This is a genomic window from Pseudomonas sp. HN8-3, assembly GCF_020790195.1.
GTDB lineage: Bacteria > Pseudomonadota > Gammaproteobacteria > Pseudomonadales > Pseudomonadaceae > Aquipseudomonas > Aquipseudomonas synxantha_A.
This window is the reverse complement of sequence record NZ_CP086206.1, coordinates 2,259,997-2,280,581: the sequence shown is the minus strand read 5'-3', so window position 1 is coordinate 2,280,581 and position 20,585 is coordinate 2,259,997. Positions and strand designations below refer to the sequence as shown.

Sequence of the window (20,585 nt, the reverse complement as noted above, 5' to 3'; positions counted from 1 at the left end):
AAATGAAATTCACCGACTTGTTCGTGCGGCGCCCGGTGTTGGCGCTGGTGGTCAGCACCCTGATTTTATTGATGGGGCTGCTGGCCATAAATAACCTGCCGATTCGTCAGTACCCCCTGACGGAAAGCTCCACGCTGACGATCACCACCCAGTACCCCGGTGCTTCACCGCAATTGATGCAGGGTTTCGTCACCCAGGCCATCGCGCAATCGGTCGCCACCGTGGAAGACGTGGACTACATGAGCTCGACGTCGACCCAGGGCAAAAGCGTGATCACCGTGCGCATGAAGCTCAACGCCGACTCCAACAAGGCCATGACCCAGGTGATGGCCAAGGTCAACGAGGTCAAATACCGCTTGCCGGAGCAGGCTTACGATCCGGTGATTGTGAAGTCCTCCGGTGAGGCCACAGCCGTGGCCTATGTGGGTTTTTCCAGCCCGACCCTGTCCACCGCCGCACTCTCGGACTACTTGCAGCGCGTGGTGCAACCGCAACTGTCTTCCATCGAAGGGGTCGGCAGCATCAACCTCAGCGGCGGGCAGACAATGGCCATGCGTATCTGGCTGGATGCCAATCGCATGGCCGCCCATGGCATTTCCGGCAGCGATGTGGCCCAGGCCCTGTTGAATAACAACGTGCAGGCTGCGCCCGGCCAGGCCAAGGGTTTGTATGTGGTGTCGGATATCCAGATCAACACCGACCTGGTCGATGTCGCCGAGTTTCGACAGTTGGTGGTCAAGTCCAGCGCTGCCGGTGTGGTGCACCTGAATGATATCGCTACCGTGGAACTGGGCGCCGCGTCCACCGACACCAGCGCCACCATGGACGGAGTTCAAGCAGTGTTTTTCGGCCTGAATGCCGCGCCCAATGCCAACCCGCTGGTGATCGTCAAGAAGGTAAATGAATTGCTGCCGGGGATCCGCGCCAACCTGCCGCCGGACGTGAAAGTCGCTGTGCCGTTTGAGCTGGCACGTTTTATCAGCGCATCGATTGATGAAGTACTCGGTACGCTGGGCGAAGCCATTGCCATCGTGGTACTGGTGATTTTCTTGAGCCTGGGTTCGGCGCGGGCAGTGATCATCCCGGTGGTCACCATTCCCTTGTCGATGTTGGGTGCGGCCGCATTCATGTCGATGTTCGGGTTCAGCATTAACTTGCTGACCTTGCTGGCGATGGTATTGGCCATCGGCCTGGTGGTGGATGACGCGATCATTGTGGTGGAGAACGTTCACCGTCATATCGAAGAAGGCAAGTCTCCCACATATGCAGCCCTGCTGGGCGCACGTGAGGTGGCAGCGCCGGTGATTGCGATGACCCTGACGCTGGCGGCCGTGTATGCGCCCATAGGCCTCATGGGCGGGCTGACCGGCTCGCTGTTCAAGGAGTTCGCCTTCACCTTGGCCGGCTCGGTGGTGGTCTCAGGCATTATCGCGCTTACGCTGTCGCCGGTCATGAGCTCACTGCTGCTCAACAGCCAGATGAACGAAGGCTGGATGGCGCGCAAGGCCGAGAGATTCTTTCACCGTCTCGGCAGCGCGTATGGCCGGGTGCTGGATCTGTCGCTGCACCACCGTTGGGTCACGTTTACGATTGCGGTCATCGTGCTGATCAGCGTGCCCTGGCTATACAGCCGTGCCCAGACCGAACTGGCGCCCACCGAGGACCAGTCCACGGTGTTAACGGCCATCAAGTCTCCACAAAACGCCAACATCGACTACGTCGAGAAGTTCGGCAAACAGTGGAACGAAGCCATGGGGACATTGCCGGAGCAGAGCAACCTGTGGCTGGTCAACGGCAGCAACGGCGTATCCAACAGCATCGGCGGGGTCAACTTCGTCGATTGGGAAAAACGCGAGCGCAACGCCGACCAGATTCAGGGCGATATGCAGAACCGCGCCAACACCATCGAGGGCAGCAACGTCTTTGCCTTCCAGCTGCCTTCACTGCCGGGCTCGACCGGTGGCCTGCCGGTGCAGATGGTGATCAAGAGCGCCGGTGACTACAGCGTGGTCTATGAGGCGATGGAAGCGCTCAAACACGCCGCACGTGAAAGCGGTTTGTTCATGGTCGTGGACAGCGACCTGGACTACAACAACTCGGTGATCAAGATCAAAGTTGACCGCACCAAGGCCAACAGCCTGGGCGTAACCATGAAGGACCTGGGTGACACCCTGGCGGTGCTGGTGGGCGAAAACTACGTCAACCGCTTCGCCATGGACGGTCGCTCCTATGATGTGATCCCGCAGAGCCTGCGTGGTGAACGGCTGACGCCCGAAGCACTGTCGCGCTTTTATGTGACCAGCGCCAGCGGTGGGCAAGTGCCGCTGTCTAATCTGGTCAGCGTCTCGACCGGGGTCGAGCCCAATCAATTGACCCAGTTCGACCAGCTCAATTCGGCGATCTTCCAGGCGATCCCCAACCCAGGCGTGGCCATGGGCGATGCAGTGAAGTTCCTCGAGGCGCGAGCCAAACTGCTGCCGCCGGGTTTCACCTACGACTGGCTTTCGGATGCACGCCAATATCATCAGGAAAGCGGCGCGCTGGTCATGGCGTTCCTGTTCGCAATCATCGTGATCTACCTGGTACTCGCTGCGCAGTATGAAAGCCTGCGTGACCCGTTGATCATTCTGATCAGCGTGCCGATGTCGATATGCGGTGCATTGATTCCACTGGCCTTGGGCATGGCGACCATCAATATCTACACACAGATCGGCCTGGTGACCCTGATCGGCCTGATCAGCAAACACGGCATCCTGATGGTGGAGTTCGCCAATGAGATGCAGGTCAAGCAGGGCCTGGATCGTCGTGAGGCGATTCTGCACTCGGCGAAGATGCGCCTGCGGCCGATCCTGATGACCACGGCGGCGATGGTGGCGGGCTTGATTCCCCTGCTGTTCGCCTCCGGTGCCGGTGCCCATAGCCGTTATGACCTTGGCCTGGTGATCGTGGTGGGCATGTTGGTGGGTACGCTGTTCACTTTGCTGGTTTTGCCGACCATGTATTCGTTCATTGCCGTCGACCATCGTATCGCGGCCACCACACCCCGCGCCCGTGCGCTGGCCGCTGCCGATGCAGCCGACGCCGCCACGACCCAGACGGTGTAAGGAGACATATATGCACCCCTTTAATACCTTCGTGATTCGCCCGCTCGCGCTGCTGGTCTGCTCGGCCTGGATGACGGGCTGTACCGTCGGCCCGGACTACCGGGCCAGTAACGAGCCCGCAGTAGAGCTGACTCAAAGCCCCGATACCGCGCTGTATAGCAGCACCCGCGTGCAACAGGATTGGTGGCGACAATTCCAGGACCCACAACTGGATGCGCTGATCGATCAAGCGCTGGCGCGTAACCATGACCTGCGCATCGCCCAGGCCAGGTTGCTGGAGGCTCGTGCGGTGCTGGATCAGCGTCAGTTGGACCAGCTGCCAACGGTGACCGCCAGCGGGGCTTATTCCCGTAGCCTGTCCCAGGCCAACCCCGGCCCGAGCGGTGAGCGCAACCTGGCCAAGACCTATCAGGCCGGCTTGGATGCGCAGTGGGAGCTGGACCTGTTCGGCCGGCTGCAGCGCCTGTCGCAGGCGTCTTCGGCACGCGCTGAGGCCGTCGCGGCGGACCTTGCGCAAACCCGTATCGTAGTGACCGCTGACGTGGCGCGTCACTACTTTGAACTGCGCGGCGCGCAACGGCAATTAGCGGTGGCCCAGGCCAACCTGAGTAATCAGGAAAAAACCGTGGCGCTGGTCCAGGGCCGCGTGGATGCCGGACGCGGCACCGCCGACGAGCTGGCCAGCGCCCTGGCCGAGCGCGCACGGGTGCAAGCCACACTGCCGAGTTTGGAAACCCGTCAAGCGCTCAGCCGTTATCGGCTCGCCGTACTCACGGGCTCGCGGCCCAATGAGCTGCAAGCGCTGACCGACCTGAAACCCTTGCCGGCACTGGTCACACGCTTGCCGATTGGCCAGATAAGTGACTTGCTGCGCCAGCGTCCCGATGTCGCCAGCGCCGAACGCGCTTTGGCGGCGTCGAATGCGGACATTGGCGCGGTGACGGCCGAGCTTTACCCACGGATCGACCTGGGCGGCTTTCTCGGCTTTGTGGCCTTGCGCGGTGGGGATTTGGGCGACAGCGGCAGCCGCGCGTTCAGCGTGATGCCTTCGGTCAGTTGGCCGGCGCTGCACCTGGCCAGTGTCAAGGCAAGGCAGCGCGAGGCGCAGGCGCGAGAGGTGGGTAGTCAGGCGCGTTATGAGCAAGTGGTACTGAATGCGATTGAGGAAACCGAGGGCGCGCTGACGACCTATAGCTTGTCGCAGCAACGGGTACGTAGCCTGGCTGAAGCAGCAGCGCAAAGTGAGCGTGCGGCTCGACTGGCACATGCGCGTTATGAAGCAGGTAGTGCGGCGTATCTGGTAGAGCTGGACGCGCAGCGTACGCAACTGAATGCTCAGGACGCGCTGACGCAGGCAGAGACCGCGTCGTATCTCAATGTGGTGCAACTCTATAAAGCGTTGGGTGGTGGCTGGCGTGCGCCGGAGCCGCTCAGTTCGTATGCGGTTACCGGACAAGGCCCTCGCGGGTAAGCCTAACTCCCAAGGTAATCGGCCACGCCCGTGGCCGATCCTGAGCCGGCCAGCACGGCATTGATGCGCAATGAATAGGTGCCTGGACGCAGCAAGGAACTGGAACATGGCTGCCGAGGCGGCGCCGAGTACATGCCAGTGCAGGTCGGACAAGTGAAGGGGTAGTTTGCGGCGAATTTAACCACGTACAATCGTTGAAATCATGAAGGGGCAAGTCATGCGCGCACCCTACGGCTGCGCGCAGATCCCCGTTGAATTACACGCCTGCAAACCAGGGCAGTGGTGCACGCGCCTGCATTGTGATCGTCTTTATCTGTGTATAAGCATTGAGCGTCTCCCGACAAAACTCACGCCCAATCCCACTGTTCTTATACCCTCCAAACGCAGTGCCATCGGTAATGTTCGAGTAACGATTGATCCACACCGAACCTGCCTCCAGCCGTGCTGCAGTCTCCATAGCGTGCTGCAAATTGCTGGTGTAGATCCCGGAGGCCAACCCATATTCAGTGTCATTGGCTTGGGCGATCATCGTTTCATAGTCGTCCCACACGATCAGCGATAGCACCGGGCCAAAAATCTCTTCCTGGCAGATGCTCATGTCGTTACGTGCAAGTAACAACGTTGGCTGAATGAAGTAGCCATTTTCACAACCTGGGACTGCAGCCCGGCCGCCACCTGCGAGCAACTCGGCGCCCTCTTCCAGGCCCATGGTGATGTAACTCAACACGCGCTCACCTTGTTGGGCGTTGACCACACAACTGACCCGTGAATCCTCTGCCAAGGGTGCTCCTACTCTCACACGCTTGAACGCGGCTATCAGCTTTTCCTGAAACGCCTCTGCGATCGAGGCATGCACAAACAAACGAGTGCCAGCCAGGCACGACTGCCCATTGTTATGAATGGCCGCGAAAGTGGCGTTGTCGACCACCGCATCGATGTCATCGATGTCAGGGAATACGATATTGGCACTCTTGCCGCCCAGCTCCAGTGTTGAAGGCATGAGGCGCCGGGCTGCAACACCGGCTACTGTGCGGCCGACTTCGGTACTGCCGGTAAATGACAGTTTCCTGACCAGAGGATGCTCGCTCAATGCTGCACCGACTATCTCTCCCAACCCAGTGACCATGTTCACCACCCCGGCGGGAAAGATCTTGTTGATCAACTTGCCCAGTTCCAGCGTCGACACCGAAGCATTTTCATCAGGTTTGAGCACGACGGTATTGCCGGCTACCAGCGCGGGGGCGAGCTTGAACGCGGCCATGATCGCCGGCGCGTTCCAGGGAATGATCTGCCCGCAAACGCCAAGTGGTTCACGCTTGGCAATGGCATAACCGCCTTCAATTTCACGGCCGGTGTCTTCATGGGCCATGATCACCGAGGCGAAATAGCGGTAGTGCCGGACAGCAGTCAGGTAGTCCTTGCGTACTTCGCTGATGCAGCGCCCCACGTCATGGGCATCGATCATGGCCAGACGTTCGCTGTGCTCTTCGATCTCGTCCGCCAAGAGGTTCACCAGGCGTGCGCGCATCTGCTGACCCAGGGTACGCCAGGCTGGAAACGCTGCATGCGCGGCCTTCACAGCGCGATCAACATCTTTGGCGTCACAATAATGAATGTAAGCTAGGTGTCTGCCCGTGGCAGGGTCGACCGCAGCAAACGAGCGCGACTTATCCTCAGTTTCAAACACGCCATCGATCAGCGGGCCATAAGACTTATCGAAATTGATTTGCATGGAGAACCTCACATTTAAAGATGAAATCTGGATTAGCTCTGATATAAAATCGCGATTACTTTATTATTCGTCCAACCAGGTGATGCATGGATCCTCTGTCCGACGTTCTTTCACTGTTGAGAATCCGTAATTACCACTCCGCCACGCTTTCCCTGGGCGGTGATTGGGCTTTCACCTTTCCCGAGCGCGAAGGCATCAAGTTCACGGCGGTGATCAAGGGCAGTTGCTGGCTGCACGTAGAGGGCGAACAGCAGCCGCAGCGCCTGCACCAAGGCGATTGCTTTCTGATGACTCGGGGCATGCCTTTTTCGCTCTACAGCGATATGTCCCAGCCGCTGATGAATTCCGATGGTCACTTTCAAACCCTCGCAACGGACGAACTGGCCCTGCATTACGGCGGCAACGACACGCAATTGGTCGGTGGCCGGTTTGACTTCAGCGGTGTTCCTACCCAGTTATTACTCAGCAGCCTGCCCTCAATGGTTCACGTGCAGGCCAATGAACCGCAGGCATCGCTCCTGCGCTGGGCGCTGGAACGGTTCACGTCGGAGCTACAGCAGAAGCGCCCCGGCCGCTCGCTGATGAATGAGCACTTGGCGCACCTGATGCTGGTCGAAGTACTACGCACCCACCTGGCAACGCTGGAGAACAACGGCACTGGTTGGTTTTACGGCTTGGCTGACCGTCACCTCAGTGTCGCTCTGAGTGCCATGCACGCTGACCCTTCCCATCGCTGGAGCGTCCAGGAGTTGGCGCAACGGGCTACCATGTCGCGCTCGGCGTTCGCGTTGCGCTTCAAGCAAGTGGTGGGCGCAGCACCGATGGAATACCTGACGTACTGGCGGATGTTGCTGGCAAGCGACCGACTGAAAAACTCCGATGACTCGGTCTCCACCATCGCGTTCTCATTGGGTTATGAGTCCGAAAGCGCATTCAGTACCGCATTCAAGCGCGTGATGTCACAGTCGCCCCGCCACTATGTGCGCGAGCACGCCACCCAGGCTTAGTGCAGGCCACCGCCGATTATCAGGGTTTCACCGGTGATCCAGCTTGCATCGGACGACGCCAGGAAGGCGACGGCGGGTGCGATGTCTTCGGGCTGACCGATGCGGCCCAGCGGCGTGATCGCTTCGATTTTCTGACGGAACGCATCTTCGAAGAAGCCACTGGCGTGCACGCCCTCGGTGACGACCAACCCTGGGTTGACCGAGTTGACCCGGATATTTCTCGGCCCCAGTTCATTGGCCAGCGTGCGGGTGATCGCGTCAACCGCAGCCTTGGACGCGGTGTACACCGTTGAGTTGGCCGGCGTGAACGAAGTCACGCTTGAGCTGACATTGACGATGCTGGCCCCCAGCACGTTGAACACTTCAACGGCAGCTTGTGTGCATTGGATCAGCCCTAGAACGTTGAGGTTGAATTGACGGTGAAACTCCTGTTCGGTGATATCGGCCAGGGGACTGGTCGAATAGACACCGGCATTGTTGACCAGAATGTCGAGATGGCCATGCTCATGCACGATGGTCTTGAACAACGCCTTGAGGTCAGTGCTGTTGGACACGTCCGCCTGCACCGCGTAGGCCCTGGCGCCGGTTTGCAAAATCTGCTCAACCACTCGCTCGGCGTCTAAGCGACTGCTGGCATAGTTGACGATCACAGTGGCGCCATCCTGGGCCAATTGCTTGGCAATCGCTGCGCCGATGCCCTTGGAGGCACCAGTCACCAGCGCGACTTTCTTATGCAACCTTTTCATGTTCACTTCCTACTTGTTGCTGGCTGAAAATCAGTCAAGCCAGCTTAAGAGGATGGCGGGAACCGGTTAATAGCCAGTGCTCCAGAAAAGCTTTGTGATCGTCCAGATGGCAGACGGTCATAGTGATCAGTCAAGGAGAAGTTGAAACTGACCATGAGGAGGCAGACGTATCGCCGACGTTATAGCTATCTGCAGCATCTTTCTCCAAGAAACGACTCGGGGTCGGCTTTGTAGCCTTATGCGGTGGGGATCTGCCTGAACGGGGCGGCATTCCAAGCTTATAAATCTCAATAGCGCATTCGACGCGCTGGATAAACGCTGCAACATCTGCATGGGTGTGGGCCAGCCCATCCCGTGCGACAGCGATCTCCAGCTCGCGACACAACTGGATCAGGCTCTTGGCTTTGCCGACCGCCAGCGCGCCCCGAATCCGATGCAGTAAACGGACCACCTCATCACTGCTCTGCCCCACGCTCAGCGCTTTAAGCTCACCCAAATCCTGGGCGATGGTTCTGAAGAAGAGTTCAAGCTGCGCTCCGTTCGGCCCTGCCCTTCAAATAGAAATGGTACCTGTCCATAACCCTGACAACGAAGATTTCACAACGATTCAGGAGCACGCTCATAAAACAAATGATCACGACTTTACGGCTGTAGAAACATCATCTGACTACACAGAACTGGATCAACTATCGGGGTTGGCAGAGGGTTCAGAAAATTGAGTCACCGAATTTTACTCACCCCGGACACATCGAATTTTAATTGATTTCAGTGTCATTTAAGGCCAGACCGAACCAATGATGGGGTGAACAGCTCGTCTCACGACCTGAGAGTATCCAGCAACAATGCGGGTTCGAGCCTGGCCATGAGACAGCACCTGGAACGGTACCTAGATTTACCGATCACCCTGGATTTCAGTGGTTTTCTCAAGAAACGAAAAACGACGCCAAAGCGTCTATTCCACAAATCGCAGGCAAAAAAAAGCCACTCGTTAGAGTGGCTTTTTCATTAATGCTTGGAGCGGGAAACGAGACTCGAACTCGCGACCCCGACCTTGGCAAGGTCGTGCTCTACCAACTGAGCTATTCCCGCTTGGTGATGCGCATTCTATAGAATCCTCAGCACCCGTCAACCCCTTGATTCAAAAAAGTTTTATTTCTTTTCAACGGTGGTTCGCAGATGGGGCCAGGCCGCACGCAGATATTGCAGCATGGACCACAGGGTCAAGCCTGCGGCGACGAGCAGCAAGGCGTAGCCGGTAAGCACCCAGAATGTGAAGTCCGACGGGTTGGCCAGCAGGATGACCAGCGCGAGCATCTGCGCGGCAGTTTTCCATTTGCCCATGTTCGATACGGCGACGTGGGCGCGGGCGCCGATTTCGGCCATCCATTCGCGTAGGGCCGAGACGACGATCTCGCGGCCGATGATGACGGCGGCCGGCAGGGTCAGCCATAGGTTGCCGTGCTCCTGCACCAGCAGGACCAGGGCGACGGCAACCATGAGTTTGTCGGCCACGGGGTCGAGGAACGCGCCGAACGGCGTGCTCTGTTCCAGGCGGCGGGCCAGGTAGCCGTCGAGCCAGTCGGTGGCGGCTGCGAATGCAAATACCGAACTGGACGCGACGTAGCTCCATTCATACGGCAAATAGAACAACAAAATGAAAATCGGGATAAGCAGGACGCGTAGTACGGTGATCAGATTAGGGATATTCATCGGCACAACTGGCTACGAGGTGAGAAGGCATTCTATTCGCTGTGCAGATTGGCATAAATCAATTCAGCGAGCTTTTTACTGATACCGGGTGCTTTGGCTATTTCGTCAATGCTGGCACGGGAGAGCTCCTGCAAGCCACCAAAATGTTTAAGCAAGTCGCGACGCCGCGTCGGGCCAACCCCTGCCACCCCTTCCAGGGTTGAGGTTCGCCGGGTTTTGCCACGGCGCGCGCGGTGGCCGGTAATGGCGAAACGGTGGGCTTCGTCACGGATTTGTTGAATCAGGTGCAGCGCAGGCGAGTCGCCCTTCAACGTGAACTCATGGGCGGCATCATTCAAGTACAACGTCTCGAAACCGGCCTTTCGCGTGGTGCCCTTGGCGACGCCGAGCAGGATCAGGTCGGGCACCGCCAGTTCGTTGAGCACGTCTCGCGCCATGGACAACTGGCCCTTGCCGCCGTCTACCAGCAGGATATCGGGCAACTTGCCCTCCCCGTCCTTCAACTTGCTGAAACGCCGCGTGAGCGCCTGGTGCATCGCGGCGTAGTCATCGCCTGCGGTAACACCTTCAATGTTGTAGCGCCGGTAGTCGGACTTGATCGGCCCTTCCGGCCCGAACACCACGCAGGAGGCCACCGTGGCCTCACCGCTGGAGTGGCTGATGTCGTAGCACTCCAGGCGCTGGGGCGGCTCGTCCAGGTTGAGGACTTCGGCCAGGGCGTCGAAGCGTGCGGCAACGTGCTGTCGATTGGCCAGGCGCGCGCTCAGGGCCTGTTCGGCGTTGGTCACGGCCAGTTGCTGCCAGCGGGCACGGGTGCCGCGTACGCGGTGGCTGATGTCCAGCTCGCGGCCGCGCAAGGCGTGGATCGCTTCGATCAAAGTGGGGAAGTCTTCGTGCACCACATTGACGATCAGCTCCGACGGCAGGTCGCGCTCAGGGCTGCTCACGTAGTACTGGCCAAGGAATGCGGCCATCACCTCGGCAACCTCTTCGTCGATACCGGTCTGCGGGAAAAAGTTCTTGCTGCCCAGCACTCGGCCAGCGCGCACGCTGATCAGGTGCACACAGGCGCCGCCCGGGTTGACGAACGCGGCGATCACGTCGACGTCACCGGTGCCGCCTTCCATGCTTTGCTGGTCCTGGACGCGGCGCAGCAGGGAGATCTGGTCACGCAGTTCGGCAGCCTTTTCGAAATCCAGGGTGCTGGCCGCCTGCTCCATGGCCCCGGACAGCTCATCGGTGAGCGCATTGCTGCGCCCTTCGAGGAACATCACCGAGTGGCGCACATCCTCAGCGTACTCTGCCGGCTCAACCAGGCCCACACAGGGCGCCTTGCAGCGCTTGATCTGGTATTGCAGGCACGGCCGCGTGCGGTTCTTGTAGAAGCTGTCTTCGCACTGGCGTACAAAAAAGGTTTTTTGCAGCAGGCTCAGGCTTTCACGGATCGCACCTGCGCTGGGATAAGGCCCGAAGTACTTGCCCTTTTGTTTTTTAGCCCCGCGATGAATGCTCAGGCGCGGGAAGTTGCCATCCGATAAAAACACGTAAGGGTAGGATTTATCGTCACGCAGCAGGATGTTGTACGGCGGCCGCCATTCCTTGATCAGCGTCTGCTCAAGCAGCAGCGCCTCGGTTTCATTGGCGGTGATGGTGGTTTCGACCTGGGCGATACGTGCCACCAGGGCAGCGGTTTTCGGCGCAAGGCCGGACTTGCGAAAATAACTCGCCAGCCGGTTCTTGAGGTTCTTGGCTTTGCCCACATACAGCAGGCGTGCCTCGCTGTCGAACATGCGGTACACGCCGGGGCGGCCACTGCAGGTCGAGAGAAAGGCACTTGGATCAAACGGCGTAGTCATGTCAGGCGCTGGCGTCCACCATGCCGTGGCGCACCGCGAGCAGGGTCAATTCAACATCACTGCTGATGGCGAGCTTCTCGAAGATGCGATAGCGGTAGGTATTGACGGTCTTGGGCGACAGGCACAGCTTGTCGGAGATCGACTGCACTTTCTGGCAACCGACGATCATCAAGGCGATCTGGATTTCCCGCTCCGACAGCGTATCAAACGGCGAATCGCTGGTGGGCTGGAAGGATTTGATCGCCAACTGTTGGGCGATCTGCGGGCTGATGTAACGCTGGCCGGCAAAGACCAGGCGAATGGCCTGCACCATCTCCGCCAGGCCCGCGCCTTTGGTCAGGTAGCCCGCAGCACCGGCCTGCAGGAGCCGCGTCGGAAACGGGTCTTCCTCGCACACCGTCACCACCACGACCTTGATGTCCGGGTGGCTGCGCAACAGCTTGGTCGTGGCACCAAGACCGCCGATCCCAGGCATCTTGACGTCCATCAACACCACATCGGGTTTCAATTCCCGAGCCTTGATCAGAGACTCCTCCCCTGACTCAGCCTGGCCGACTACTTGCAGGCCGTCGATGTCAGCCAGCATTCGTGTAATGCCTGTACGAACGAGATCATGATCATCGACTACTAGCACCCTAATCAAGCAGACACCTCGCGATATGGTCTTATAGATTGCTGAACACCTTAGCAAAAAAGCTGGGCACAGACCTAGCCGCAAGCGTCATATATATGGAGTTTGCCTGCCCGGTAGTCGTCCAACGGGTGGTGGACGACCGAATTTATTGGGCAAAAGGTCAGAAATCCTGGGGCGCACACCCGCCGCTTTCATATTTGCCTTGAGCGTTGGCTTCAACGCCTCCGATTTCACCAAAAACTTTCTGCGACAGGCCGAGTCGCTCTCTTTCTTGCCTTAAACGCGAACCGATTCCACTCATTTGGATGCATGATCCCATTTTGCACACATCAAGAGGTGACGCCCTCATCTCTTCGTCGAACGAACTTGAACGGTTTTGAACCATGCCCGGAATCCGCACCGCTGCACAAGCCAAGGCCTGGCTGGAGCATCAAGGGAAGTCGGTTCCTGAATCAGTATGCGCTTATTAGGATTTTGTACAGGGTTTAGCGTACGCGACAGACACGCTCCATCCGCCAGAAACCATCCTCCTCGCCAACAATGCTGAACCCCATGCGTTGATAGAGCCTTCTGGCCGGATTGGTCTTGAAAACGGTCAACCGCAACAGCCCAAGCGCCTGCGCCTTCAGCGCTATTTGCTCCAGCACCCAAGTGCCTGCGCCCTGCCCGCGATACGCCTGGATCAAATGCAACTCACGGATGTATAGAGCGCCACCGTCGCGACTGAGGCTGATAAATCCCAACGTATGGTCATCTCGGCAAATCAGCCAGTTTTCCCGACCGGCCCAGGCCGTGTCGAAGCCGGCATTGGACCAAATCAGCTGGTTTTGCACGTAGTAGCGGTTCATCGCCTCGTGGGTCAGGGCCCGCGCAAACGGCAGATCCTGTTCTGTGGCAGCACGCAGGTGAAAAGCCATTTACACGGCCACCACTTGGCCCACCCAATGCTCGCCGTCGCGACGGGCAATCACCAGCGCTTCGCCGACACCGGGTACCGCTGCAAGCAAACGGCCGTCCGCGGCCCAGATCGCGCTGCGACCTGCACAGGTCCAGCCACCCGATGGGCCACCGTGGTTAGCCATCAGCACCAGCAGACGATGCTCCGCGGCATAGCCCTGCAGCAGCGCGCTGTCTTTTGCGTAGCCGCCTTCGCTGATCAGTACGCCTGCTGCGTAGACATTGGCGCCCGCTTGCGCCGCATGACGTGGATGACTGGCGTGGGAGAAGTCGGCGCAAACCGCTAGGGCAATACGGTCATTGCCCCATTGGAGTGCCTCACCACCCTGCCCGGCCGCAAACGCCACGTCTTCGCCTGGATGCAGATGCTGCTTGGTGTACACCGCCAGTGAGCCGTCGGCCCCCAGCACCAGGGCGCCAATCAAAACATCCGCTTGCGGGGCCAGTCGGATCGGCATACCCACCACTGCCGTCAGCTGCAACTCGCGCGCCATCTCGCGCAGGGGCGCCAACACTGGCGCATCGGGAGCGATGGCCAAGTCAGCGGCCAGCGTGGGTTCATAACCGGTCAAAGACAGCTCCGGAAACACCAGCAATTGCACACCCTGCTCTGCCGCAGCCTGCATGAACACCCGGTGCCGTGCGATATTGGCTTCAACGTCGCCGGCAATGGAAAGGGTTTGCGCCGCAGCAAGGGTCAAGGCAGTCATGGTCGCGTCCTGGCAATCGTCGTTTATGAGCCACCAGCATAGCGACACTCACCCCATAGCCGTAAGTACCCTCAAGCAATAGAAATTACTGATTGAATCCACCCGTGCGCCTCTAGTAAGCTCCCCCCATCATTTGGAGAGCCATCATGTTGCAACTCACCCACACTCAGGTTTGCCCTGCTGCCAGCGCCTTGCGCTCGGTGTCGGCTACCCGCGTGAACGGTTCGAGCGCACTGGCCGGCTTTTATTTTGGGTATTGGTTTAGCCACTGGCGCACCTGATACCTGAAATCGGCGCCCACTACTCAAGGGGTCGCCTACCAGAGAAATCTAAACCCCCGGTCGGCTCCCCGACCGGGGGTTTTGTTTTTCAGCCGCTAACCATTTTGTTTGTTCAAGAACACTTAAAGGAATCACGCCATGAACTACGCCACTTATTACCGCTTCGACACTTGCACTGCATGGCGATTTAGCCAGCTCCGTTCGGGACAGCCTGCCGCCTCCGATCGGTCACCTATTGGTGGCAAACCAACACACGTCGCCAGTACGGCCAATTGTCGAACACCCCAGTAGGCCAAGCGCGCGGGAACAACCCGCCGCTTGCCCAGGAAGCCTTGAATATGAACTCCTCCGTCGCCGCTTTGCCCGTCTGCACCCTCAACAGCGCCAATGAAGCCCTGACCCAGCGCCTGCCCAGCTCCCTTGAGCTGAAACACCAGCTGCCCCTCAGCCCGTTCCTCCATGAACAGATCCACGCCCATCGCCAGGCCGTGCGTGCCATCCTCAATGGCGAAGACTCGCGCTTACTGGTGATTGTCGGCCCGTGTTCGATCCACGATCCGCAATCGGCCATGGAATACGCACGCAACCTGAAGAAACTCGCGCTTGAAGTCAGCGACCAGATGCTGCTGGTGATCCGCGCCTACGTCGAAAAACCGCGTACCACCATCGGCTGGAAAGGCCTGGCCTACGACCCGCACCTGGACGGCAGCGATGACATGGCCGCCGGCTTGACCCTGTCCCGCGAACTGATGCGTGAAATGCTGCGCCTGGGCCTGCCGGTCGCCACCGAGCTGTTGCAACCCATGGCTGCCGGCTACTTCGATGACCTGCTCAGTTGGGTCGCCATCGGCGCACGCACCACCGAGTCGCAGATCCACCGCGAGATGGCCAGCGGCCTGGGCATGCCCGTAGGTTTCAAGAACGGCACCGACGGCGGCGTCGCGATTGCCTGTGATGCAATGCGCTCAGCGTCCCACCCGCATCGCCATTTCGGTGTCGACAGCCAAGGCCATCCCGCCATCATCCAGACGCCAGGCAACCCCGACACACACCTGGTACTGCGCGGCGGTCACCGTGGGCCAAACTACGATGCACAGAGCGTGGCCCAGGTGAAACATGACCTGGCCAAGGCCAAAGTGGCGGCGCGGATCATGGTCGATTGCAGCCACGCCAACAGCGGCAAGGACCCACTGCGCCAACCGGCAGTGTTCAATGACGTACTGGAGCAGCGCTTGCAGGGTGATACGTCGCTGATCGGCATGATGCTTGAGAGCCACTTGTTCGAAGGCTGTCAGCCGCTGAGCGCGTCAATGCAATACGGCGTGTCGGTAACCGATGGTTGCCTGGGTTGGGACGGAACCGAGCAGTTGCTGCGCAGTGCGGCCGAACGTCTGCGCGCCTCTCACAAAACCAACTGACGGGTGTGGATCAACATGCGGCAGCAGCGTTGAAGCGAAGCTAGGCCCGGGCCACCCGCGCCCGGGACAACTCCCGTAGCCACGGCAGTACCCGCAGGCCATGGGCAGCCTCGGATGGGTCGACGATGTCCATGAAGTGTTCGAGGCTGACGTTGTCCGGCACGCCCGGCAGACGCACCCGCACCGCTGACGCTGCACCGGCAGGCTCGCCCAGGTCGATGTGCTCGTATACCAACACGTGGTGCACTGACTGCTGGAGCCCAATGGCATGGTCCAGCAACCCGGCATTGATGATGAGCGCATCGAAGGGTTCGGCTGGAATGGAGGTCAGAATCTGGACTTCTTCGAGCGTTTGCACCGGCACGATCCGGTAATACCCCAACTGGTTGAGCATTTTCTCGATGTACAGGCGTCGCAGATGCTGTTCATCGGCAATCAGGACAGTCAGTGCTTTGTTTGGCATGGCAAACCCCTGGGGCAGGCAGTGCTCGGCAGTGAGCGTCGCCCATTTTCCAGACATATGCCGACGACAAAATCAGGCATTTTCCCCGTTCACGTAAGAGTTTTCCCAAATCGCCTGAATGGTGATCAACCGCGGTCAAGGCCGATTGCAATACGCGTTCAAGCCTTGCTGCAAAATACCAATCGCTTCACTGACGCCATCAACCGCAGGGCCCAATGCCAGGCGGTCCCGCTGTTCACACACCGCCTCCAATGTTTCACAACACGCGACCAACCCCTGCGCCTTGACCATCCGTGCGCCACCCTTGGCGCGATGGGCCAGGTCGTGCAGCTTGGCAAAGTCGGCCTGGCTTGACAGCTGTGAGAGCAAGGCACGGTCCGTTTCCAGGCTGTCGAGCAACGGCACCAGCAACTCGATAAGCGCGGGGCGATCGTCCCCCGTCAATGCGACCAGGGTGCTCAAGTCAAACGCCTGCATTTGTGGCGGGCCCAACTCGGCTGAACGCGAAGCCAATGCCGAGCGCAAGTCGTCCAGCCCGGTGGGTTTGAACAGGCAGCCGTCCATGCCGGCTTGCCGACAGCGCTCGGTTTCCTCCGGCTGGGCGTTGGCGGTGAACCCCAACAGCAGGCAAGGTGCCTGACCCCGTTCACGTTCTTGCGCACGAATCTCGCACGCCAACTGGTAGCCATTCTTGAACGGCATATTGCAATCGGTGATCACACCGTCGAATTGTCCCGCCCGCCACTGCTCAAACCCTTGGACGCCATCTTCGGCCGTAGTGATCTGGTGGCCCAGGAAGGTCAACTGGCGCGCCAGCAGCAAGCGGTTGGCCGGGTAGTCATCCACCACCAGGATGCGCAGTGCGCGGCCCTCTGGCACGGCATCAGCAGTGTGTGCGGCATGGGTCGGCAAGCTGTCCGTCAGGGCCAGCGCCAGTGTCACATCCACCCGGGTGCCCTGCCCCAACACGCTGCTCAAGTGCAACTGGCCGCCCATCATTTCGCACAAGCTGCGGCTGATCACCAACCCCAGGCCAGAACCGCTGCGGGCCGACTGCTGGTTATTGCTGCCCTGGATAAACAGGCTGAACAATCGCTGCTGATCTTTGACGCTGATCCCAATGCCGGTGTCTTGCACCCATAGCTGCACATTCAACCGGTCGCCCTCGACTACCGCCCGCGCCCCGAGGCTTACCTGGCCGCTGGCGGTAAACTTGATGGCATTGCTCAACAGGTTCGACACCACCTGTTTGAAGCGTAGCGGGTCGACCAGCACCGTCCGCTCAACCAAGGACTCCAGCTGGACTTGCAGCGCCACCCCCTTGGCTCGCGCCAATCCCTCGAACACGCGCGCCACCGATGCCAGCAGCTCACGCAGATTGGCCGGCTCCAGGGTCAGCGACAAATGCCCGGACTCGATCCGCGCGATATCGAGAATGTCGCCAATCAACTCCAGCATGCCGCGCGATGCCACGGATGCCACTTCCAAGGCATCACGGTCGGCCCGCCCCTGTTCGGCATTTTTCAAGGCCAACTCGATCATGCCGATCACGGCGTTCATTGGCGTGCGGATTTCGTGGCTCATGGTCGCCAGGAAGGTAGTCTTGGCGCGGTTAGCGGCGTCGGCATCGTCCTTGGCTTCCTGCAATTGGCCCAGCAAGCGATGACGCTCGCTGACATCCACCCAACCGGCAATCATGCCCACCACCTTCTCGTCGCCGTCGCGATACGGCAGCATCCATTGGTAAATGGTCAGCACGTCGCCGTTGGGCACCTTGAGTATCCGGTCATGAATCTGCGGTTCACCGGCGGCCATCAAGCGCAGGTAATCCTCATGAAACGACTGGGCCTGTGGAGGATTGTTGACGTCGGTTTCCATCACCGTCTTGCCGATCACGTCTTCAAGCTTGTAACCAAACACATCGAGGTACGCATTGTTACAGGCCATCAACCGACCCTGGCGGTCGCGTACATAAATCGGATGCGGGGTGCCGTCGATCAATACGCTCATGAACCGCATCTGATCGCTGAGCGCCCGCTCGGCCTGCACGCGCTTACGAATCAGGCTGCGCAAGTAGATGATCCAACCCAGCGTGACCACCAACAACAGTGCGGCCAACCCGAAGCCCTGAATGATCACGTTGCGATAACGCAGCCAGTAGCTGTCCTCGATGATGACTTCGCTGCGCCATTGGCCAATCAATTCATCCATTTCCTGCGGTGTGATGCTCAGCAGTGCCTTGTCCAGGATCGAATACAGCTCCAAATGACTGCGGTTGACCCCGAAGGTCACGCGCGCCGGTTCAGTGCCGACCGTACTGGTGATACGCAAGCGGTCACGGTAATGCCGGGTGATCAGATAGCGCGCACTGATCAGCGAGTTCACGGCGCCCTCGGCGTCGCCATTGGCCACCAGCGCCATGGCTTGCAGCGGGTTTTCAACGTCGATAAACGCAACCCCTGGAAAGTTTTGCGCTATCTCATCATGCAGGCCATTGCCGGTCACCATGGCCAGGCGTTTGCCAACCATATCCTCCAGCGTGAGCGGGCTATCAGGGCTGTCGCGGGTCACCAGCACAAACGGGCTGGTCAGGTAGGGCCGGGTAAAGCGCACTTTGTCGGCACGTTCCGTACTGGGGGTAACCACCGCCAGCATATCCGCCGTGCCCGCACTGACAATATTGACCTGGCGCGGCAACGAACTGCCCGGGACCACATCGAACTTCAAACCGGTGCGCAAGCTGATGCGCGACAGCACCTCCGCACTCAGCCCTTCGAATTGCCCCTTTTCACCGATAAAAGACAATGGCAGAAAGTCGTTTAGCACCGCGACTCTGACCCGTGGATTTTTCTGCACCCAGCGTTGTTCATTGGCACTCAAGTGCAGCCGGTCGATGCCCACGATGCCCAGGTTGCCACCGCTCCAGCGGCGCAGGATTTCCATGTGCTCACTGGCGGGAATGGCCTCCAGCGCCGCATTGATGATCTGCAGCAGCCGCGTATTGTCCCGGGTGACGGCAAACGCAAACGGGTTGACCTCCAGGGTGGAAAAATCAGCCATGCGTACATTGTTCAGGTGGTTGCGATTGATCAGGTAATTGCTGCTGATGGCATCGCCCAGGTATACATCGGCGCGACCAAACGCCACGGCGCCAATGGCCTCGAAGGTCGAGGCAAAAAGCTCCAACTGTGCACGGGGGTAAAATGCCCGGACAGCGTCGGGCTGCATATAGTGATACAGCATTGCCACCCGCTTGCCTGCCAGGTCGTCACTCAACGCTTGGCTGTCACCGCTGCGAGTCACCAGGGTCGGTTGATCGTTGGCGTAGGAACGAGACAACTGCAATTGCTTGTCGGCAGCCTCATAGCCATTGGCGGAACCGAGAAAATCCACGTCACCCTGCTTCAGGGCCTGGACCACATCATCACGGGTTTCGTAACGCCGAACCTCGATGGAGATATGCAGGGCCTGGCCAATCAGCGCGGCAAAGTCGGCCGTGATACCTTCGAGTTCGTCGTTGTTATTGGTCAGGTCAAAAGGCACGTAATCGGGGGCAGAAATCCCCATGACCAATGTGCGCCGCTCGCGTAGCCAGCGCCAATCAGCCTCGGTCATCTCTACTTTGGGGATTTCGAGGTGGGAGTGCCCCAACAGTTGCAAAGCCTGGGGCTCTTCAAAGGCCACCGCGATCAGGGGTAATAGGCTCATCCAAAGGATCGCGACGAACCTGGTCAACGCGGTGGTGATCATTTGCAGCTCAGATCAGATGGTTGCGCTGGGCAAACTTGGACAAATGCACCACCGAGGACATACGTAACTTCTCCTTGAGTCGAGTCTTGTAGGTGCTGATGGTCTTGTGGCTCAGCAGCATTTTCGCGGCCACTTCCTTATTGCCCAGCCCCAGGGCCAGCATCTGCAATACGGTCAATTCACGGTCCGACAATGACTCGATCATTTGTCGTTCCGTTTCCTGCAGGTCATCACGGCGTACCGAACTGGTCGGCAAACTGGGGAAGCAGCTGTAGCCCGACCTGATCGCCCTGATGGCTTTGATCAACTCGTCCAACTCCCCGGTCTTGGCCACGAACCCCATCGCTCCGGCACGCATACAGCGGGTAGAAAAGAACACCGCCATGTAAGAGGTGAGCACCAGAATCTTGCACGGCAGGGCCAGTGCCTTGACCCGGCTGATAACCTCCAACCCACCCAGTTTCGGCAGCGCAAGGTCGAGAATGATCAGCTCGGGACGTTGCTCCCTGGCCAACTGCATTGCATCTGCCCCATCCCCTGCTTGGTAGATTTCAGTAAACCCTTCCGATTTCAGAAGGTGTTTGACCGTCGCGCAGATAAATGGATGGTCATCCACAATTAATGCTTTGCTCATAAAACTTCCCTATGTGGACAAAATACCCTTACACATAACACCGGGACTGGATACCTGTGAGAAATGACAGTTCCGACGAGCGGCACTGCATACCCTCATGGCGATAACCAGG

16 protein-coding genes, 1 tRNA gene and 2 pseudogenes are annotated in these 20,585 nt (G+C 59.1%); 6 read left to right on the top strand and 13 right to left on the bottom strand.

Annotation, left to right across the window (positions count from 1 at the left end; genetic code table 11):
* Positions 1–2: 2 nt before the first annotated feature.
* Together LJX92_RS10245 and LJX92_RS10240 are read left to right on the top strand one after the other, a co-directional pair.
* Positions 3–3,104, top strand: a complete 3,102-nt coding sequence (locus LJX92_RS10245; protein WP_103735331.1) for a MexW/MexI family multidrug efflux RND transporter permease subunit — start codon at positions 3–5, stop codon at positions 3,102–3,104.
* Between the two features lie 10 nt (positions 3,105–3,114).
* On the top strand, positions 3,115–4,575 hold the full coding sequence (locus LJX92_RS10240; protein ID WP_228309698.1) for an efflux transporter outer membrane subunit: 1,461 nt from the start codon (positions 3,115–3,117) through the stop codon (positions 4,573–4,575).
* A gap of 256 nt (positions 4,576–4,831) precedes the next feature.
* Here LJX92_RS10240 and LJX92_RS10235 read toward each other — a convergent pair whose 3' ends face one another.
* A complete protein-coding gene (locus tag LJX92_RS10235) occupies positions 4,832–6,307 on the bottom strand; it encodes an aldehyde dehydrogenase family protein (protein ID WP_228309697.1) in 1,476 nt (491 codons plus the stop codon).
* A gap of 86 nt (positions 6,308–6,393) precedes the next feature.
* On the opposite strand from LJX92_RS10235, the gene LJX92_RS10230 reads away from it, so the two are divergent.
* Positions 6,394–7,314: an AraC family transcriptional regulator gene (locus LJX92_RS10230; protein WP_103735334.1), complete on the top strand. Its 921-nt coding sequence runs from the start codon at positions 6,394–6,396 to the stop codon at positions 7,312–7,314.
* On the opposite strand, the gene LJX92_RS10225 is transcribed toward LJX92_RS10230, so the two are convergent.
* The 7 genes and pseudogenes from LJX92_RS10225 to LJX92_RS10200 all read right to left on the bottom strand — a co-directional run.
* Complete coding sequence (locus LJX92_RS10225) at positions 7,311–8,060, bottom strand: SDR family NAD(P)-dependent oxidoreductase (protein ID WP_228309696.1); 750 nt, start codon at positions 8,058–8,060, stop codon at positions 7,311–7,313. The genes LJX92_RS10230 and LJX92_RS10225 overlap by 4 nt on opposite strands.
* 130 nt (positions 8,061–8,190) lie before the next feature.
* The gene (locus tag LJX92_RS27110; RefSeq protein WP_416309143.1) at positions 8,191–8,532 is read right to left on the bottom strand and encodes a hypothetical protein; all 342 of its coding nucleotides are present in this window, start codon (positions 8,530–8,532) and stop codon (positions 8,191–8,193) included.
* A 541-nt stretch (positions 8,533–9,073) separates the two neighbouring features.
* A tRNA-Gly gene (locus tag LJX92_RS10220) sits at positions 9,074–9,149 on the bottom strand.
* Between the two features lie 60 nt (positions 9,150–9,209).
* A complete protein-coding gene (pgsA, locus tag LJX92_RS10215) occupies positions 9,210–9,770 on the bottom strand; it encodes a CDP-diacylglycerol--glycerol-3-phosphate 3-phosphatidyltransferase (protein WP_034135291.1) in 561 nt (186 codons plus the stop codon).
* A gap of 32 nt (positions 9,771–9,802) precedes the next feature.
* Complete coding sequence (gene uvrC, locus LJX92_RS10210; RefSeq protein ID WP_228309695.1) at positions 9,803–11,626, bottom strand: excinuclease ABC subunit UvrC; 1,824 nt, start codon at positions 11,624–11,626, stop codon at positions 9,803–9,805.
* Position 11,627: 1 nt separating this feature from the next.
* Positions 11,628–12,269: a UvrY/SirA/GacA family response regulator transcription factor gene (uvrY, locus tag LJX92_RS10205; protein WP_005786991.1), complete on the bottom strand. Its 642-nt coding sequence runs from the start codon at positions 12,267–12,269 to the stop codon at positions 11,628–11,630.
* A gap of 160 nt (positions 12,270–12,429) precedes the next feature.
* Positions 12,430–12,561 (bottom strand): annotated as a pseudogene (locus LJX92_RS10200) (helix-turn-helix domain-containing protein); the annotation flags it as partial.
* Between the two features lie 82 nt (positions 12,562–12,643).
* On the opposite strand from LJX92_RS10200, the pseudogene LJX92_RS10195 reads away from it, so the two are divergent.
* Positions 12,644–12,706: pseudogene (locus tag LJX92_RS10195) on the top strand (DNA-binding protein); the annotation flags it as partial.
* 39 nt (positions 12,707–12,745) lie between these two features.
* On the opposite strand, the gene LJX92_RS10190 reads toward LJX92_RS10195, so the two are convergent.
* Positions 12,746–13,177: a GNAT family N-acetyltransferase gene (locus LJX92_RS10190; protein ID WP_103735338.1), complete on the bottom strand. Its 432-nt coding sequence runs from the start codon at positions 13,175–13,177 to the stop codon at positions 12,746–12,748.
* Positions 13,178–13,927, bottom strand: coding sequence for a carbon-nitrogen hydrolase family protein (locus LJX92_RS10185; protein ID WP_228309694.1), 750 nt, complete (start codon positions 13,925–13,927; stop codon positions 13,178–13,180).
* A 146-nt stretch (positions 13,928–14,073) separates the two neighbouring features.
* Here LJX92_RS10185 and LJX92_RS26985 point away from each other — a divergent pair, with 146 nt between their 5' ends.
* Both LJX92_RS26985 and LJX92_RS10180 read left to right on the top strand, forming a co-directional pair.
* Positions 14,074–14,208, top strand: coding sequence for a hypothetical protein (locus LJX92_RS26985; protein ID WP_266105155.1), 135 nt, complete (start codon positions 14,074–14,076; stop codon positions 14,206–14,208).
* Positions 14,209–14,546: 338 nt separating this feature from the next.
* The gene (locus tag LJX92_RS10180; protein ID WP_228309693.1) at positions 14,547–15,626 is read left to right on the top strand and encodes a 3-deoxy-7-phosphoheptulonate synthase; all 1,080 of its coding nucleotides are present in this window, start codon (positions 14,547–14,549) and stop codon (positions 15,624–15,626) included.
* Positions 15,627–15,666: 40 nt separating this feature from the next.
* Here LJX92_RS10180 and LJX92_RS10175 read toward each other — a convergent pair whose 3' ends face one another.
* The 3 genes from LJX92_RS10175 to LJX92_RS10165 form a co-directional block, all read right to left on the bottom strand.
* Positions 15,667–16,089: a hypothetical protein gene (locus LJX92_RS10175; RefSeq protein ID WP_032876716.1), complete on the bottom strand. Its 423-nt coding sequence runs from the start codon at positions 16,087–16,089 to the stop codon at positions 15,667–15,669.
* A gap of 135 nt (positions 16,090–16,224) precedes the next feature.
* Positions 16,225–19,839, bottom strand: a complete 3,615-nt coding sequence (locus LJX92_RS10170; protein ID WP_416309136.1) for a transporter substrate-binding domain-containing protein — start codon at positions 19,837–19,839, stop codon at positions 16,225–16,227.
* Between the two features lie 7 nt (positions 19,840–19,846).
* Positions 19,847–20,473, bottom strand: a complete 627-nt coding sequence (locus LJX92_RS10165; protein WP_032876719.1) for a response regulator transcription factor — start codon at positions 20,471–20,473, stop codon at positions 19,847–19,849.
* Between the last annotated feature and the right edge of the window lie 112 nt (positions 20,474–20,585).

Excerpts from the sequence above, each read along its gene's own strand:
- LJX92_RS10185 (WP_228309694.1), bottom strand. The coding sequence starts at position 13,927 with ATGACTGCCTTGACCCTTGCTGCGGCGCAAACCCTTTCCATTGCCGGC.
- LJX92_RS10245 (WP_103735331.1), top strand. The coding sequence starts at position 3 with ATGAAATTCACCGACTTGTTCGTGCGGCGCCCGGTGTTGGCGCTGGTG.
- LJX92_RS10170 (WP_416309136.1), bottom strand. The coding sequence starts at position 19,839 with ATGATCACCACCGCGTTGACCAGGTTCGTCGCGATCCTTTGGATGAGC.
- LJX92_RS10225 (WP_228309696.1), bottom strand. The coding sequence starts at position 8,060 with ATGAAAAGGTTGCATAAGAAAGTCGCGCTGGTGACTGGTGCCTCCAAG.
- uvrC (WP_228309695.1), bottom strand. The coding sequence starts at position 11,626 with ATGACTACGCCGTTTGATCCAAGTGCCTTTCTCTCGACCTGCAGTGGC.
- LJX92_RS10240 (WP_228309698.1), top strand. The coding sequence starts at position 3,115 with ATGCACCCCTTTAATACCTTCGTGATTCGCCCGCTCGCGCTGCTGGTC.
- LJX92_RS26985 (WP_266105155.1), top strand. The coding sequence starts at position 14,074 with ATGTTGCAACTCACCCACACTCAGGTTTGCCCTGCTGCCAGCGCCTTG.
- pgsA (WP_034135291.1), bottom strand. The coding sequence starts at position 9,770 with ATGAATATCCCTAATCTGATCACCGTACTACGCGTCCTGCTTATCCCG.
- LJX92_RS10235 (WP_228309697.1), bottom strand. The coding sequence starts at position 6,307 with ATGCAAATCAATTTCGATAAGTCTTATGGCCCGCTGATCGATGGCGTG.
- LJX92_RS10230 (WP_103735334.1), top strand. The coding sequence starts at position 6,394 with ATGGATCCTCTGTCCGACGTTCTTTCACTGTTGAGAATCCGTAATTAC.
- LJX92_RS10175 (WP_032876716.1), bottom strand. The coding sequence starts at position 16,089 with ATGCCAAACAAAGCACTGACTGTCCTGATTGCCGATGAACAGCATCTG.
- LJX92_RS10165 (WP_032876719.1), bottom strand. The coding sequence starts at position 20,473 with ATGAGCAAAGCATTAATTGTGGATGACCATCCATTTATCTGCGCGACG.
- LJX92_RS10190 (WP_103735338.1), bottom strand. The coding sequence starts at position 13,177 with ATGGCTTTTCACCTGCGTGCTGCCACAGAACAGGATCTGCCGTTTGCG.
- LJX92_RS10180 (WP_228309693.1), top strand. The coding sequence starts at position 14,547 with ATGAACTCCTCCGTCGCCGCTTTGCCCGTCTGCACCCTCAACAGCGCC.